This window comes from Nonomuraea harbinensis (genome assembly GCF_019396385.1).
Lineage (GTDB): Bacteria > Actinomycetota > Actinomycetes > Streptosporangiales > Streptosporangiaceae > Nonomuraea > Nonomuraea ferruginea.
This window is the reverse complement of record NZ_JAHKRN010000008.1, coordinates 197294-212627: the sequence shown is the minus strand read 5'-3', so window position 1 is coordinate 212627 and position 15334 is coordinate 197294. Positions and strand designations below refer to the sequence as shown.

15 protein-coding genes and 1 riboswitch are annotated in these 15334 nt (G+C 71.1%); of the genes, 4 read left to right on the top strand and 11 right to left on the bottom strand.

Features of this window, described 5'->3' with window-relative positions; genetic code table 11:
* The first annotated feature begins 101 nt into the window (after positions 1-101).
* On the top strand, positions 102-1424 hold the full coding sequence (locus tag KME79_RS11565) for an RNA polymerase sigma factor (RefSeq protein ID WP_148031954.1): 1323 nt from the start codon (positions 102-104) through the stop codon (positions 1422-1424).
* Positions 1425-1571: 147 nt separating this feature from the next.
* Here the strand turns inward: KME79_RS11565 and KME79_RS11560 are convergent, their stop codons facing one another.
* A complete protein-coding gene (locus KME79_RS11560; protein ID WP_219544411.1) occupies positions 1572-1970 on the bottom strand; it encodes a hypothetical protein in 399 nt (132 codons plus the stop codon).
* 114 nt (positions 1971-2084) lie between these two features.
* On the opposite strand from KME79_RS11560, the gene KME79_RS11555 reads away from it, so the two are divergent.
* Positions 2085-2654, top strand: a complete 570-nt coding sequence (locus KME79_RS11555) for a TetR/AcrR family transcriptional regulator C-terminal domain-containing protein (RefSeq protein ID WP_246639646.1) — start codon at positions 2085-2087, stop codon at positions 2652-2654.
* Positions 2655-2865: 211 nt separating this feature from the next.
* Positions 2866-3063: a DUF5999 family protein gene (locus KME79_RS11550; protein WP_148031957.1), complete on the top strand. Its 198-nt coding sequence runs from the start codon at positions 2866-2868 to the stop codon at positions 3061-3063.
* 16 nt (positions 3064-3079) lie between these two features.
* Here KME79_RS11550 and KME79_RS11545 read toward each other — a convergent pair whose 3' ends face one another.
* Positions 3080-3673, bottom strand: coding sequence for an alpha/beta hydrolase family protein (locus KME79_RS11545; RefSeq protein WP_219544410.1), 594 nt, complete (start codon positions 3671-3673; stop codon positions 3080-3082).
* Positions 3674-3756: 83 nt separating this feature from the next.
* Here KME79_RS11545 and KME79_RS11540 point away from each other — a divergent pair, with 83 nt between their 5' ends.
* Positions 3757-4104, top strand: coding sequence for a hypothetical protein (locus KME79_RS11540; RefSeq protein WP_148031959.1), 348 nt, complete (start codon positions 3757-3759; stop codon positions 4102-4104).
* A gap of 505 nt (positions 4105-4609) precedes the next feature.
* Here the strand turns inward: KME79_RS11540 and KME79_RS11535 are convergent.
* The 9 genes from KME79_RS11535 to KME79_RS11495 form a co-directional block, all read right to left on the bottom strand.
* Positions 4610-5479, bottom strand: coding sequence for a tetratricopeptide repeat protein (locus tag KME79_RS11535; protein ID WP_219544409.1), 870 nt, complete (start codon positions 5477-5479; stop codon positions 4610-4612).
* A gap of 158 nt (positions 5480-5637) precedes the next feature.
* Positions 5638-8469, bottom strand: coding sequence for an aminomethyl-transferring glycine dehydrogenase (gene gcvP, locus KME79_RS11530; RefSeq protein ID WP_219544408.1), 2832 nt, complete (start codon positions 8467-8469; stop codon positions 5638-5640).
* A 154-nt stretch (positions 8470-8623) separates the two neighbouring features.
* A riboswitch (glycine riboswitch) is annotated at positions 8624-8715 on the bottom strand.
* Positions 8716-8777: 62 nt separating this feature from the next.
* Positions 8778-9398 carry a MerR family transcriptional regulator gene (locus KME79_RS11525; RefSeq protein WP_148031962.1) on the bottom strand — a complete coding sequence of 207 codons (621 nt, stop codon included), beginning with the start codon at positions 9396-9398 and terminating at the stop codon, positions 8778-8780.
* A 148-nt stretch (positions 9399-9546) separates the two neighbouring features.
* Positions 9547-10017, bottom strand: coding sequence for a bifunctional nuclease family protein (locus KME79_RS11520; RefSeq protein WP_148031963.1), 471 nt, complete (start codon positions 10015-10017; stop codon positions 9547-9549).
* Between the two features lie 106 nt (positions 10018-10123).
* Positions 10124-10750, bottom strand: coding sequence for a transcriptional regulator FtsR (ftsR, locus tag KME79_RS11515; RefSeq protein WP_148031964.1), 627 nt, complete (start codon positions 10748-10750; stop codon positions 10124-10126).
* Positions 10751-10773: 23 nt separating this feature from the next.
* Entirely contained in the window at positions 10774-11286 is a 513-nt protein-coding gene (locus tag KME79_RS11510) for a double zinc ribbon and FHA domain-containing protein (RefSeq protein ID WP_148031965.1), read from the bottom strand.
* 257 nt (positions 11287-11543) lie between these two features.
* Positions 11544-14045, bottom strand: coding sequence for a mannose-1-phosphate guanyltransferase (locus KME79_RS11505; RefSeq protein WP_219544407.1), 2502 nt, complete (start codon positions 14043-14045; stop codon positions 11544-11546).
* A 3-nt stretch (positions 14046-14048) separates the two neighbouring features.
* Positions 14049-14630 carry a cardiolipin synthase ClsA gene (gene clsA, locus KME79_RS11500; protein WP_261808589.1) on the bottom strand — a complete coding sequence of 194 codons (582 nt, stop codon included), beginning with the start codon at positions 14628-14630 and terminating at the stop codon, positions 14049-14051.
* Between the two features lie 63 nt (positions 14631-14693).
* Positions 14694-15221 (bottom strand): GNAT family N-acetyltransferase, encoded by a 528-nt coding sequence (locus tag KME79_RS11495; RefSeq protein ID WP_219544406.1) that lies wholly within the window; start codon positions 15219-15221, stop codon positions 14694-14696.
* Positions 15222-15334: the final 113 nt, after the last annotated feature.

The following is a 15334-nucleotide window of genomic DNA, read 5'->3' as shown; positions in this document are numbered from 1 at the left end:
ATGGCGTTATTGATACTGGTGAGTAGAGCGGCCGGAGCCGGGGCCGCGCCACCACACCCGCCTACATTTCGCTTCCACTCCGTTATGGAGGAGGTGTCCTCATGCCCCGAACCGCTGTGGCCCCAGCCGCCACCCTCGAGCAACTGATTGACCGAGGGCGAGCCCAGGGCCGCCTCTCTCTCGCGGAGCTGCGCGACGCTTTCGCCCAGGCCGGCATCACCCCGGCCGAGGGCCGCTCGATCTTGCGCGAGCTCACCGAGTCAGGGGTGAACCTGGCCGCCGAGAACGAGCCGGCCACCCCGAAGAAGGCCGCAGGACGGCCTGCGAACAAGCCCGAGGCCAAGCGCTCCACCAGGAAGGCTTCGCGCTCAAAGACTACCGACTCCAAGGCCCCGGAGGCAAAGGCCGCCGAGGTGAAGACGGAGATCGACGCGGAGGGTCCCGACGACGCCGCGCTGGAGCCGGAGGAGGCCGAGCTGGAGACCGAGGCGCTCGACCTCGACGACCACCAGTCCGCCATGGGCGACTCGGTGCACACCTACCTGAAGTCCATCGGCCGCCGCACCCTGCTCACCGCCGCCGAGGAGGTCGACCTGGCCCGCCGGATCGAGGCCGGCCTGTACGCGGAGCACAAGCTGGAGAGCGAGCCGGACCTGTCCCCCGAGGACCGCGAGGAGCTGCTCCTCGTGGCGGAGGACGGCAAGGCGGCCAAGGACCACATGCTGGAGGCCAACCTCCGGCTGGTGGTCTCGGTGGCCAAGAAGTACACCGACCGCGGCATGTCGCTGCTGGACGTCGTCCAGGAGGGCAACCTCGGCCTGATCAGGGCCGTGGAGAAGTTCGACTACACCAAGGGCTTCAAGTTCTCCACCTACGCCATGTGGTGGATCCGCCAGGCGATCCAGCGTGGCTTCGCCGACTCGGCCCGCACCATCCGGCTGCCGGTGCACGTGCTGGAGATGCTCTCCAAGCTGTCGCGCGTCGAGCGTGAGATGCACCAGCGGATGGGCCGCGAGCCCACGCCGGAGGAGCTGGCGGTGGAGCTGGACAGGACGCCCGACCAGATCGAGGAGCTGATGCGGACCAGCCGCCAGCCGATCTCGCTCAACGCGACGATCGGCGAGGACGGCGAGACCACGATCGGCGACCTGATCGAGGACGTCGACTCGCCGGAGGCGTCGGAGATCGTCGACCGGCAGCTCCTCGGCGCCCAGCTGCGGGGCGTGCTGCAGAACCTGTCGCCGCGCGAGGCGAAGATCATGGCGCTGCGGTTCGGCCTGATCGACGGCAAGCCGCACACGCTGGACGAGATCGGCAAGCACCTCGGGCTCACCCGGGAGCGGATCCGCCAGCTGGAGAAGGAGTCGCTGTCGAAGCTGCGCCACCCGAGCAACACCCGCCCGCTGCTCGACTGGGCCAGCTGACCAGGGTCACCGCCGGGCCCGGCCGGGATGAACCCCGCCTGACCGTACCCGGGCCGGCTGACCCGGCGAACGCGACGAGCCCCGGCCTGCGCCGGGGCTCGTCTGCGTCTTGGCGGCCGGGCCGGGCTCACCGCCCGGTGAGGCCGGTCACCTGGCGGAGGGCACGGGACGGGGCACGCGCGGGATGCCCCACATCCTGTTTTCCTCGCGGAGCGTGCGCAGCTGCTCCACCTCCATGGTCCACGTGGCGCCCTTGGGCGTCGCCTTGGCCTTGCGCCGGGCGATGCGGTCGTCGTAGGACTTGACCCCGAACGCCGCCCGCTGCCCCGCCTCGGCCGCGCGCAGCGCCTCGGTCAGCTCCTTGTCGAGCGCCCGGCCCGCGGCCCGCAGCTCGATCTCGTCGGCGTCGGCGGCGCGCAGGTCACGCAGCACCTGCTCCGCCTCCCTGGCCCTGCCGAGCAGCTCGGGGTAGCGCTTGGAGATCTCCAGATCCGCGTGGTAGCGGACCTCGGCCTCGCGGCTCACCCGCGGACGGAAAAACGCCATCGACTCTGCCCTTCACGCTGTCGTTCTTATCAGCGACCAGGGTACGCGCTCCGCGCCCCCGCCCCGTAACCGGTCCGGCGCGGCACTCCGGCGCAGCCTCCTTTACATAGTAAGATGATCACCATGCCCGCCAAGCGACCACCGGTCCCCCTGTCCCGCGAGCGCATCATCGAGGCCGCCCTGCACATCGCCGACAGCCAGGGCCTGCGCAGGCTCACCATGCGCAGGCTCGGCGACGCCCTCCAGGTCGAGGCCATGGCCATCTACCACCACCTGCCGCGCGGCAAGGAGGCGCTGATGGACGCCCTGGCCGAACACGTCACCGCCGTCCACGTCGAGCAGGCGGCGACCTGGCAGGAGACCGCCAGGGCGTGGTGCAGGGCCGGTCGGGAGATGCTGCGCGAGCATCCCGGCGTGCTGGCGCTGGCGCTCACCAAGCCGCCCAAGGGCGCCACCGTCATCGCCATCGGTGAGCAGATCGAGCAGCTCGCCGACGGCGGCCTGCCCGGCGCCGAGGAGGCCGTGCGCACGCTGCGGGCCTTCGTCTTCGGCAGCGTCGCGGTCGAGGTGCAGCGCTCGGGCTGGGCCGACCCCGAGGTGGACGAGTGGGTGCGGCGCGACCGCGACGCCGACGCGGACTTCGAACGCGGGCTCGACGCGTTGCTCCGAGGGCTCCAAACCTAGTGTGCGTGTCATGCTTGGCCCGTTATCCTGCATAAGGCACGCTGTGTCGGAGGTCACACTCCAGGGGATCCTCCCTTAACAGTCCAAACGGGCTATGTCGGAACGTGTGACGCACATCGCACACTTGCTGCACACTTACTGGAAAGAGAAACCCGAGCCGCTCCCGACTCCTTGATCGGGGGGCCATCCACGAGATATCGGAGGCACGCCGATGTGCCCGCACGACCCGGTCTGTCCGTCTGCCGACGCGCCTGACCGCGAAGCCGCCCGCACCCTGGCCTGCCACCCCGAGCAGGGGTGGAGTCTGCTGTGCAACGGGGTCGTCCTGTTCGAGGACACCGGTGAGCTGCTGCCCGGCGGCACCGCGATCGCCCCGCACCGCCCCGACCCGCTGGTCGGGGCAGCCTGAGCGCACCGCCGACCGGTTACCCGAGATAACGGGTCAGCCAGTCGGCGACCACCTCGCCCACCCGGGCGGGTTCCTTCTTCAGGTCGTGCCCCTCTCCCGGGAGCACCACGAGCCGCGTCGCGTCCGCCGCGTCGGGCACGCCGAACGGGTCCCTGTCACCGTTCACCACCAGCACATCGACTCCGGCGCCGCGCAGCTCGTCCGCCCTGGAACGGTCCGGCTTGCCGGGCGGGTGCAGCGGGAACGCCAGGGCCACCACCGCCACCGCCCCGGCCGCCCGCGCGGTCCGGCAGGCGACCCGCGCCCCGTTGCTCCGGCCGCCCTGCACGAGCGGCAGCCCGGGCCACCGGCCGCGCAGCTCGGCCAGCACGGCCAGCCACGCCTCGTCCTGCCGCTCGGCCGATCCGGGGGCCCGCGCCCCCGCCATCCTGAACGCCTGCGTCACCCTGGCCACGGTCACGCCCATGCCGAGGGCCGCCTCGCGGACCGCCAGCAGGTCGGGCGCGTCGACTCCCCCGGCCGACCCGTGCGTCAGCACCAGCAGCAGCCGGCCGCGCTCCTCCTCGTCGACGTCGACCCGCGCCGGCCCCCGGGGAGTCATGATCTCCATGGCAGCACCGTACCTGGGGAGGAGCTCAACATAGCTCCCAGGTCTGATGACGGCGCGCCTCCGGACAGGGCAGGATGTCCTCTATGCAACCGGAGAGGGATGTCCGCGACGAACTGCGGGCGACGATCGACGCCCGCCGCGACCTCGGCCCCGACTACGAGCCCGCTCTTGTCGACTCCCTGGCCGACCGGCTCGACGCGACGATAGCGGCCCGGGTCGAAGCCGAGCTCAAGCGGCGCGGCAAGGAGACCAAGCGCAAGAACGACAGCTCCCGCTCCATGGTGCCGATCGCGCTGGGCTCGATGGGCATCGGCGTCCCGCTGACGGCCATCGCCGCCAGCCAGGCGGGCACCGTGGGGCTGATCGTCGCCTGGCTGTCCATCGTCCTGATCAACATCGCCGCCGCCGGCGCCCTGATGCGCCGCCCCTGACGGCCACCCCCGTCCCCCTCTCCCCCAGACGCGACCCCGGAACTACGGCGAGCCGAGCGGGCCGAAGGCACGCCTTACGGCGCCCGGCCCGTGGGGGTTCCCCAAAAAGAGGTCTTGACCTGCCGCCGAGAATCGGCCGCCCGCCCCGTCAACCCACAGCGGCGAGCCGCCAACACCCGAAAGGGATCACACGGCTGCCCCCACTCCACAACCCAAGCGGACGAGACCGACCACTGACGCGGCCGAAAGGCTTTCAAGCGATCGCCCGCACTCCACACGAGCAGACCGACCACTGACGCGGGCCGAAGGGTTCTCACACGGTCAGCTGCGCGCCCTCCACCTCGTCCACCCGTGACCCATCGGGTTCTCATGCGGTCAGCTGCGATCCGCAACCCATGAGAGGGCAGAGCCGGCGCCGCCTGGAGAGGTTCTCAACCGCGGTTCGCCCGCACTACCCGATGACCGCCGGCGCGCACGGTGCCTGGGTTGAAAGGGGCGGGTCGGCTCAGGTGTCGCGGTCGTAGCGGAGGCGTACTTCGGCCGCCAGCCCTTCGTCCTGGTGCTCCAGCCCGTACGCCCACACCTGCCCGGCGGCGTCGTCGCGGCCGCGCAGGGGAAGCGTGCGGGCCAGCAGCTCGATCGCCAGCGCGCTCACCTGCGCCTCGCCACCCTGCTCGACGGCCTCGGCGAACTCGGCGCAGGCCATCTCCAGGTGCGCGATGCCGAGCTGCACGCGCAACCGTGCCGCGTCCTCACCGGAGGCGGCGTCCTCCAGCGCGTCGAGCAGCACGTCGGCGGCCTCTCCCGGCTCCTCGCGCCCGATCAGCAGGTCGGCGAGCTGCTGCGCGGCGTGCACCCGCACCTCGGCGGCGGGTCCGTCCGGCTGAGAACCCTCACGCGACGCTTCCCCCTCGGCCGGGGCGCCGTCCCCGCTCTGGTGGCCCGTCTCGATGGCGGCGCGCAGCTCGGCCTCCGCCTCGTCGTAGTCGCCCACCTCGCCGGCCAGCCGGGCCAGCGCCAGGTGCGCGAGCGGCACGTACGAGGGGGTGCCGACGCCGAGCACGGCCTGCCAGGCCCCGCGCGCCTGGTCCAGCCGCCCTTCACGCTCGAACCCCTGGGCCAGGTGGCAGGCGGCCTGGGCGGCGAACTCGGGATGCCCGGTGGCCAGCGCCGTCCTGGCGGCGGCCCGCGCCCCCTCCACGTCGCCCGCCTGGTCGAGCACCACGGCGAGCCCCACGGCGGCCTGCGCCCGATCGGGGCTGCCGGGCTGCGCGGCGAGCTCGGCGAGTATGGCGGCCGCGCCGTCGAGGTCACCGCCTTCGGCCAGGCGGCGGGCGGTGTCGAGCGGCGGGGTCTCCAGCTCTGAGAACGTCAAGAGAGCTCCTTCTGCGACGAACGCCCCGAGCCTAACGAGTTCTCGCGATCATGTCTGCTCGGTTGACCCCATCGGTCTGGCTGACGCCCGATTGGTCCGAAATGCCCTCTGGGACGCGAACAGGCCCGGCCGCGCGGGCCGGGCCTGGACCGCCGTTGTCAGTCCTCGTACGCCTCCAGAGGCGGGCAGGAGCACACCAGGTTGCGGTCGCCGTACGCCTGGTCGATCCGCCGTACCGGCACCCAGTACTTGTCCTCGCGCAGCGACGGCACCGGATAGGCCGCCTCGCTCCGCGCGTACGGGTGACTCCACTCGTCGGCGGTCAGCGCCTCCGCGGTGTGCGGGGCGTTCCGCAGGGGGTTGTCGGCCGGGTCGTACTCGCCGGAGGCCACCTTGGCGATCTCCGCGCGGATGGCGACCATCGCGTCCACGAACCGGTCCAGCTCGGCCAGGTCCTCGCTCTCGGTCGGCTCGATCATGAGCGTCCCGGCGACGGGGAAGGACATGGTGGGCGCGTGGAAGCCGTAGTCGATGAGCCGCTTGGCCACGTCGTCGACGGTGACGCCGGTCTCCTTGGTGATCTGCCGCAGGTCGACGATGCACTCGTGGGCGACCAGCCCGCCCCTGCCGGTGTAGAGGACGGGGTAGTGCGGGGCGAGGCCGCGGGCGAGGTAGTTGGCCGACAGGATGGCCTGCTCGGTGGCTGCGGTGAGGCCGTCGCTGCCCATCATCCTGATGTACGCCCACGAGATCGGCAGGATCCCGGCGGAGCCGTACGGAGCGGCAGAGACGGGCCCGACGGGCGAGCCGTCGCGCAGCGGGTGGCCGGGCAGGTAGGGGGCGAGGTGGGCGCGGACGGCGACCGGGCCGACGCCGGGCCCGCCGCCGCCGTGCGGGATGCAGAACGTCTTGTGCAGGTTGAGATGGGAGACGTCGGCGCCGAACTCGCCGGGCTTGGCCAGGCCGACCAGCGCGTTGAGGTTGGCCCCGTCGACGTACACCTGGCCGCCGGCGTCGTGCACCTTGGCGCAGATCTCCGTGACGGTCTCCTCGTAGACGCCGTGCGTCGACGGGTAGGTGACCATGATCGCGGCCAGCCGGTCGCGGTGCTTGCCGATCTTGGCGTCGAGGTCGGCCAGGTCGACGTTGCCGTCGTCGTCGCAGGCCACGACCACGACCCGCATGCCGGCCATGACGGCGCTGGCGGCGTTGGTGCCGTGGGCGGACGACGGGATGAGGCAGACGTCGCGCCCGGTGTCCCCGTTGGCGCGGTGGTAGGCGCGGATGGCCAGCAGCCCGGCGAACTCGCCCTGGGAGCCGGCGTTCGGCTGGATGGAGACCCTGTCGTAGCCGGTGACCTCGGCGAGCCAGTCCTCCAGCGTGCGGATCAGCTCGCCGTAGCCCAGCGCCTGCGCCTCGGGCGCGTACGGGTGGATGCCGGCGAACTCGGGCCAGGTGATGGGCTCCATCTCGGTGGTCGCGTTCAGCTTCATCGTGCAGGAGCCGAGCGGGATCATCGAACGGTCGAGCGCGATGTCCTTGTCCTGGAGCCTGCGCAGGTAGCGCAGCATCGAGGTCTCGCTGTGGTGGGTGTTGAACACCGGGTGGGTGAGGAAGTCCGACTCGCGCAGCAGGGAGGACGGCAGCGCGTCGTCCACGGCGTCCAGGGCGGCGTCCGTGCGCTCGACGCCGAAGGCCGCCCACACCTTGGCGAGCTCGGCGGCGCCGGTCTTCTCGTCGCAGGCGATGGAGACGTGGTCGGCGTCGGCCTGCCACAGGTTGACGCCGCGCTCGGCGGCCGCGGCGACGATGCCGGCGGCCCGGCCGGGGACGCGGGCCAGCACGGTGTCGAAGAACTCGGCGTGCACGACCTCGACGCCGCCCTCGCGCAGCCCCGCGGCGAGCGCGGCGGCGTGCCGGTGCACCCGCCGGGCGATCCGCCGCAGCCCGTCGGGCCCGTGGTAGACGGCGTACATGCCGGCGATGACGGCGAGCAGGACCTGCGCGGTGCAGATGTTGCTCGTGGCCTTCTCGCGGCGGATGTGCTGCTCGCGGGTCTGCAGGGCCAGCCGGTACGCGGCCGCGCCGTCGGCGTCGACCGACACCCCGACCAGGCGGCCGGGCATCTGGCGCTGCAGTCCCTCGCGTACGGACATGTAGGCGGCGTGCGGCCCGCCGTAGCCGAACGACACGCCGAACCGCTGGGAGGAGCCGACGGCGATGTCGGCGCCGAGCTCGCCCGGGGCGGCCAGGAGCGTGAGCGCCAGCAGGTCGGCGGCGGCCACGACCAGCGCGCCGGCCTCGTGCGCCCGCTCGGCCACGGCGCGGAAGTCGCGCAGCCGCCCGGACGCGCCGGGGTACTGGACCAGCACGCCGAAGCATTCGGGCAGGTCGCCGGTCAGGTCGCTCTCGACGAGCTCGATGCCGAGCGGTTCGGCGCGGGTGGCCAGCACGGCCTTGGTCTGCGGCAGCGTGTCGGCGTCGACCACGAACACCGGGCTCTTGGCCTTGCCGGCGCGGCGTGCCAGCGTCATGCCCTCGGCCGCGGCGGTGGCCTCGTCGAGCAGGGACGCCCCGGCGACGGGCAGGCCCGTGAGGTCGGAGACGACGGTCTGGAAGTTCAGCAGCGCCTCCAGCCGGCCCTGCGAGATCTCCGGCTGGTACGGGGTGTAGGCGGTGTACCAGCCCGGGTTCTCCAGGAGGTTGCGGCGGATGACGGCGGGCGTGACCGTGTCGTGGTAGCCGAGGCCGATCATGGAGGTGAGCACCTGGTTGCGGCCGGCGAGGGCGCGCAGTTCGGCGATGGCCTCGGCCTCGCTCGCGGCGGCCGGCAGTTTGAGCCGGTCCTTGGCCCTGATGGCCTCGGGCACGGCCACCGCGACCAGGTCCGCGACCGATTCGAAGCCGACGGCCTCGAGCATGCGCTGCTGCTCGGCCGCTGAGGGCCCGATGTGCCTACTGGAGAACGGCGGTGCTGACAGGTCGGTCATGGAGATGCCTCCCGAGGCTGTGGAGACCGGCGCTGGGCGCGGGCGTATGCCGGATCTCCCCCTCTGTCATGGCGACCTGAGAGCTTCACCCCGCTACGGGGCTTGCACCGTCGGTGAAGTGCGCCTGGCGGGCGCACCTGCTTTCCAGAGTTGCCTCACCCGAGCGGTACGGGCGCCTGAGAGATTCCGGGGAGGGTTGCTCCTTCGGCGCCCCGGCGGTGCCGGGGACTCTCCCGCACGGGGTCGTCAGCATGTCCTAGATTACAGCCTCGACCCGAATTGGGCCCGAATTGGGGTGGTACGGGGCGTCACCCGATGCGGCGCGCGCGCCGCCGCCGGGCCAGTTCGTCAGCGGGATGGTCGGCCGGGACGTCGTCCACGACCGCCGCCCGTTCCCCCGGCAGCTCCGCGAGGGATCCTTCGACCTCGCGCCAGACCCGGCCGAGCGCTATGCCGAACACGCCCTGACCGCCCTGGAGAAGGTCGATGACCTCGTCGGCCGAGGTGCACTCGTAGACGCTGACGCCGTCGCTCATCAGCGTGATCTGCGCGAGGTCGGCGACCCCGCGGTCGCGCAGATGCTGGACGGCGGTGCGGATCTGCTGGAGGGAGACTCCGGTGTCGAGGAGCCGCTTGACGACTTTCAGGACCAGGATGTCGCGGAAGCTGTAGAGGCGCTGGGAGCCGGAGCCGTGCGCGGCTCTTATCGTGGGCTCCACCAGGCCCGTGCGCGCCCAGTAGTCGAGCTGCCTGTAGGTGATGCCGGCCGCCGCGCAGGCTGTCGGCCCGCGGTATCCGATGTCGTCCGGCAGCGTGGCAGGCTGCTCGTCGAAGAGCAATCCTTGTTCTCCGGCACGCTGCCGCGCACTCTCGCGCCGCACCGGATCTTCCTGGCCGGCCGTCTTTCCCTCGCCGCTGCTGACCGCCACGCGGACCTCCGGCTTTCTCTCATCCCGTGGCCTCATCTGGGGGTTCGTAAAAGGTCGACCACGGGTTTCACTTGCACCGTAGGACCGTGACCATGCTCAGTCAACGATCCGGCTCGGCGCGTCGTGAAGCGTAAATGCACTGAAATACCTACCCCGCCCGGCCGAAGTCCTCGGGTGAGATCGTGTCAAGGAACTCCCTGAACTTCTCCACCTCGTCCTCCTGGTCGTCGGGGATGATCACACCGGCCTCCTGGACCACCTCCTCGCTGGCGAAGATGCGGGCTCCGGTGCGCAGCGCCAGCGCGATCGAGTCGGAGGGCCGGGCGCTGACCTCCACGCCGTTGGAGAACACGAGGTCGGCGAAGAAGATGCCGTCACGCAGAGCGACGATGTTGACGGCGCGCAGACCCACGCCGAGCGCGCTCAGCACGTCCCTGAAAAGATCGTGGGTGAGCGGCCGGGGCGGCGGCTCGTCGGCCTGTGCCAGCGCTATGGCCGTCGCTTCGGTCATGCCGATCCAGATCGGCAGGAACCGCTCCCCGTGTGCCTCCTTGAGCAGAACGATCGGCTGATTGGTGGGCATTTCTACCCGAACGCCCACTACCTCCATCTGCAACACGGGCTGCTCCATATTCGACTGGCCGGTGGCCCGGCTCAGGTCATCGCTGGTCCGCTTCTGCATTTCAACGTAACACCCGCCGAGCCCTGAATGTCCCGCAGGCCGCTCATCGGCCCAGAACGCCACGAACCCCCGTACGCAGCAGGGCGGCATGGAGGTCGAGCAGGAGCGCCGACAGCTCCCTGGCCGCTTCGTCGGCCTCACCGATCGCGCCGGGCTTGCGGCGTTTGAGTATGGGCGCGACCGTCTGCTCGACCAGACCGGCCTCCCGCTCCGCCGCGGCCTTGACGGCGCGCAGATGACGGGCGTGCAGGCCGAAGCGGGCCAGCCCGCCCACGGCCCGGGCGATCTTAAGCGCTTCCTCGTCGTAGCGCCGGGCGACCGGCGCCAGCAGCCCGTAGTCCTCCAGCTCGGTGAGCGTCTCCTCGTCGAGCCCCGCGGACTCCAGCAGCTCGGCCCGGGTGAGCTTGACCTCCTGCTTGTCGTGCAGCGCGCGGGGGCGGCCGAAGCTCTCGGCCATCTTGTCCTTGATCACGCGCAGCGGGAGGTAGTGGTCGCGCTGCTCGGTCAGGATGTAGCGCAGCTGCTCGACGTGCAGGTGGGTGAACTTGCGGAAGCCGGACGGGGTGCGCTCCGGCTCGATCAGCCCCTCGCCCTCCAGGAATCGGATCTTGGAGATCGTGACGTCGGGGAACTCGCCCTGCAGCAGGGCGAGCACCTCCCCGATGCTCATGTGCGAGCGTGCCGCCTGTGAGCTCATGCGCCGGCGGGGGTCCGCATCAGGAACAGCAGCCGGAACTTGCCGATCTGCACCTCGTCCCCGGAGTGGAGCGGGACCTCCTCGATGCGCTCCCGGTTGACGTAGGTGCCGTTGAGGCTGCCCACGTCGCGCACCGAGAACTGGCCGCCGCGATGGCGGTAGAACTCGACATGACGGCGCGAGACCGTGATGTCGTCGAGGAAGATGTCGCTCTCCGGGTGGCGGCCGGTGGTGGTCAGCTCCTTGTCGAGCCGGAACCGGCTGCCCTGGTTGGGCCCCCTGGTGACGGTGAGCAGCGCCGCGCCCGGCGGGAGCTGCTCCACCAGCGCCCGCTCGGCCAGCAGCATGTCGCCGGTCTCAGCCTCGTACGCCTCTATTCCCGCGACAGAGATCGTCGATGTCGTGTCCCCGGAGACCTCGGGTCTGGTCAGCTGGGTCCCACAACGGGAACAGAAACGGGCATCCTCGGGGTTGGCATGCCCGCACTGCGTGCAGTAGACGCTCGGCATCGATCGGCTCGGCCTCCTACCGCGAAGTCGCGGCAACGGTGCTCGGGGCGCGCCTCGCTTCGCTCTTCACGTTTTGGCGAATGCCGCAACTTACGCTGATCAGCGGCAAAGGTCAAGGCGGGGCGCTGGACGACAGGTTCGGACGCTGACAAAGTTACAACCGCCCCTACCTGAAGGTCCATGCCGCCGCGCGTCTTAACATTACGATCTTGCGGTCCTTCCAGACAAATCGTGGACAGGATCCGGCCTGTTATGGATCATGTCGCCTGCTCGACCACCTGGGCCCAGCGTTCGAGCAGGATCTGCGCGGTGTCGACGTCCGACGCCTCCGCCCACAGGTCGGTCGCCGGTTCGGTGGCGGCGGGCAGGATGAGGACCCAGCTGCCGTCGTCGCCGACCACCCGCACCCCGTCGGTGGTGTCGATCCGGTGACCGTCGCCGCTCGACTCGGCCGCCTCGATGACCGAGCGCATCACCGCCCCCTTCGCCGCCCACTGCGTCGGGATCGTCCGCTTGAGCAGCTTGGCCTCGGGGATCCTGGCGTCGATCTGGCTGAGCGAGAGCCGGGTGCGGGCCACCAGCCCGAGCAGCCTCATGAACGCGGCCAGCCCGTCGATGGCCGGGCTGAACTCGGGCACCACGAAGCCGCCCCGCCCGTCGCCGGCGAAGATCATGCCGGGGTCGCCGGCGGCCGAGGTGAGCGCGTCGACGGCGGTCGAGGTCCACCGCACCTGCACGCCGTGGAAGCGGCACACCTGCTCGGCGACCCGGGTGGTGGTGACGGGCAGCGCCACCTGCCCGCCCCTGCGCTCGGCGGCCACCAGGTCGAGGACCACCAGCAGCGCCCGCTCCTCGCTGATGAGCTGGCCCTGCTCGTCCACCAGCGCGATGCGCTCCCCCACCGGGTCGAACCTGACGCCGAAGGCCGCGCGTGAGGAGCTCACGAGCTCCGACAGGCGCTGCAGGTCGCGCCGGCGCTCGGCGATCGTCTCGGTGGGCGACAGGTCGTCCAGCACCGCGTTGACGGTGAGCACCTCGATCCCGGCCCGGCCCAGCAACCGCGGCAGCACCAGCGAGGAGGTGCCGCCCGCGCAGTCGGCCACCACCTTCATCCCGCGCACGCCGGTCATGTCGACCCGGCCCAGCAGCTCGTGCGAGTAGTCCTCGACCGCCCTGGCCGGAAAGGTCAGCTCGGCGATCTCGCCGGGGAAGGCGCGGCGGAACTCCTGCCGGGAGAAGACCCGCTCAAGCTTGCGCTGGGCGCCGGGGGGCAGGTCGGCGCCGCGGTCGTCCATGATGACGATGTCGACGCTCTGCGGGTCGCCGGCGGTGGTGCGCAGCGTGATGCCGCCCGCGGCGGTGCCCCTGGCGGTGTGGAAGCGCGCCACCGGCAGCGGCGCCGCCTCGAGGTCGTGGACGTTGATCGCGCTGGCGTTGAGCGCGCCGATCACGGCCCGCTTGAGCGCCCTGGCGGCCAGCGAGGAGTCACGCGAGGTGACGACGTACTCGCCCTTCTTCAGCGTGGTGGCGTACGCGCTGGCCAGCCGGACGCAGAGCTCGGGCGTGATCTCGACGTTGACCAGCCCGCTGACCCCGCGCGGGCCGAACAGGCCGCGCTGGCCGCGCGACTCCCAGATGACGCTGGTGTTGACGACCGCGCCGGCCTCGATGGTCTTGAACGGGTAGATCTTGACCCCGCTGGAGACGTACGCCTCGGCTTCGATGACGCACTCGTCGCCGATGATCGCGTTCTCCTCGATGCGGGCGCCGCTCATCACGTCGGTGGCCTTGCCGATCACGCAGCCGCGCAGGTGGGTGCCGGGGCCGAGGTAGACGTTGTCGTGCACGATCGCGCGGTGCAGGAAGGCGCCCTCGCGCACCACCGCGTTGTTGCCGAGCACCGTGTACTCGCGCAGCTCGGCGCCGGCCTCGACCTTGGCGTACTCGCCGACGAACAGCGGCCCCTTGAGCACGGCGTCCGGCTCGACCGAGGCGGAGCCGGCCACCCAGACGCCGGGCGACACCTCGAAGCCGCCGATGTCGAGCCTGACCTTGCCGGACAGGGCGTCGGCCTGGGCCTTGCGGTAGCTGTCGTGGCTGCCGACGTCCTCCCAGTAGCCGTCGGCCACGTAGCCGTAGATGGGGGCGCCGCGCTCCAGCAGCCTGGGGAAGACGTCGGCCGACCAGTCGGCGGGCTCGCCGGTGGGGACGTCGCCCAGCACCTCGGGCTCCATGACGTAGATGCCGGTGTTGACGGTGTCGGAGAAGACCTGGCCCCAGGTGGGCTTCTCCAGGAAGCGCTGCACCCGCCCGGCCTCGTCGACGATGACGATGCCGAACTCGAGCGGGTTCGGCACCCGCTTGAGCCCGATGGTGACGAGCGCCCCCGTGTCGCGGTGGAAGCGGATCATGTCGGTCAGGTCGATGTCGGTGAGCGCGTCGCCGGAGATGACCAGGAAACGGTCGTCGCGCAGCCGGGCGGCGGCGTTCTTCACGCTCCCCGCGGTGCCCAGGGGCACGTCCTCGGTCGCGTACTGCAGGCGCATGCCGAGCTCGTCGCCGTCGCCGAAGTAGTTGCGCACCAGCGCGGCCAGGAACTGCACCGTGACCACGGTCTCGGTGATGCCGTGCCGTTTGAGCAGGCGCAGCACATGTTCCATGATCGGACGGTTGACCACGGGGAGCAGGGGTTTGGGCTGGTTGGCCGTCATCGGCCGCAACCGGGTGCCTTCGCCGCCCGCCATGACAACCGCCTTCACCGCTCACTCCTTCGTGGTCGCGGTCACGAGCCGGCGCACCTGTAGCACGTACAACACGCCTGCCCACCAGTAGAGGCCCGTTCCCCACAGCGCGAACGCCCACCCGACGATGCGGGCCACTTCGGCATACCACCCCGTGTGGGAGGCAAGGAAGAGGAGAGGGAAGGCATACATGAGGTTAAACATGGCGGCCTTGCCCAGGAAATGCACCTGAAGTGCCCGATATCCATGCTTGCGGAGTACAGGGAAGGAACAGGCGACGAAGATTTCCCTGGCCAGGATCACGGCCACCAGCCACCACGGGATGATCTCCCGCACCAGCAGCGCCACAATGGTCGCGAACACGTACAGCTTGTCCGCGGCCGGGTCGATCAGCCGCCCGAGCCTGCTGGTCTGGTTGAACGCGCGAGCGATCTTCCCGTCGAGCCAGTCGGTGAACCCGGCCACCGCGAGCACCCCGAGTGCCCACCCGTCGGCCCGCGGCCCCAGAGCCAGCCACAGGAACACGGGCACGCCAAGGAGACGCAGGAAGCTCAGCAGGTTGGGAACCGTCCAGATTCGGTCCTCGGCGGAAGTTTCACTCACGCCCCAGACCCTACTGCGCGAACTTCCGGCCCAGCGGGGCCGCATCCGGCCAAGCTCCCGCCGTCAGGCGCGGACGAAGTCGTGCGTGCGGCCGATCTCCGCGAATCCGAGGCGGGCGTAGAACTCCCTGGGCCAGTCGCCCGCGTCGGCCACCAGGAACACCAGCCCGGCCGCCGCGGTGGCCTCCGCCAGGAGTGAGAGCATCAGCGCGCGGGCGTGCCCCCTGCCCCGGTGCGGGACCGCGGTCACCAGGTCCTCGATCTGCGCCACGCCGTCGTGGACGTACAGGTCGGCGCGGGCGGCGATCTCGCCGCCGGAGCTCCGCACGCCGCGGAACCCGACCCGGCCGGCGCCGCGCAGCCTGGTCTCGGCCCGCCGGGCGAGCTGCTCGATCACCTCGTCGCCGGCGTCCGGCAGCGTCTCGCGCCAGGTCTCGTGCAGCACGGGCAGCAGCACCGCCAGGGAGAGCTCCTCGGCGTGCGGGACGCGCGGCGGGTCGCCGCGGTAGGCCATGAGCACGTTCTCCTCGTGCCGGAAGCCCGCCGCCGCGAACGCGGGCGAGAACTCCCGGCCGAGCCGGTCGTCGTGCACGCACACCATCCGGTGGCCGCGCGAACCCGCGCAGGAACTCCCGCGCCCGCTCGCCGCTCTGTAAGCGTTCCCCGGAGTCCCGTCGGCTCCGTTCCCCATGGCGCTCCGAGAGC

What these genes read in the sequence shown, in the direction of transcription:
- KME79_RS11545 (WP_219544410.1), bottom strand. Translation starts at nt 3,673, where the DNA reads ATGGAGATCATGACTCCCCGGGGGCCGGCGCGGGTCGACGTCGACGAG.
- KME79_RS11555 (WP_246639646.1), top strand. Translation starts at nt 2,085, where the DNA reads ATGATCACCATGCCCGCCAAGCGACCACCGGTCCCCCTGTCCCGCGAG.
- KME79_RS11560 (WP_219544411.1), bottom strand. Translation starts at nt 1,970, where the DNA reads ATGGCGTTTTTCCGTCCGCGGGTGAGCCGCGAGGCCGAGGTCCGCTAC.
- KME79_RS11540 (WP_148031959.1), top strand. Translation starts at nt 3,757, where the DNA reads ATGCAACCGGAGAGGGATGTCCGCGACGAACTGCGGGCGACGATCGAC.
- KME79_RS11565 (WP_148031954.1), top strand. Translation starts at nt 102, where the DNA reads ATGCCCCGAACCGCTGTGGCCCCAGCCGCCACCCTCGAGCAACTGATT.
- KME79_RS11550 (WP_148031957.1), top strand. Translation starts at nt 2,866, where the DNA reads ATGTGCCCGCACGACCCGGTCTGTCCGTCTGCCGACGCGCCTGACCGC.
- gcvP (WP_219544408.1), bottom strand. Translation starts at nt 8,469, where the DNA reads ATGACCGACCTGTCAGCACCGCCGTTCTCCAGTAGGCACATCGGGCCC.
- ftsR (WP_148031964.1), bottom strand. Translation starts at nt 10,750, where the DNA reads ATGAGCATCGGGGAGGTGCTCGCCCTGCTGCAGGGCGAGTTCCCCGAC.
- KME79_RS11510 (WP_148031965.1), bottom strand. Translation starts at nt 11,286, where the DNA reads ATGCCGAGCGTCTACTGCACGCAGTGCGGGCATGCCAACCCCGAGGAT.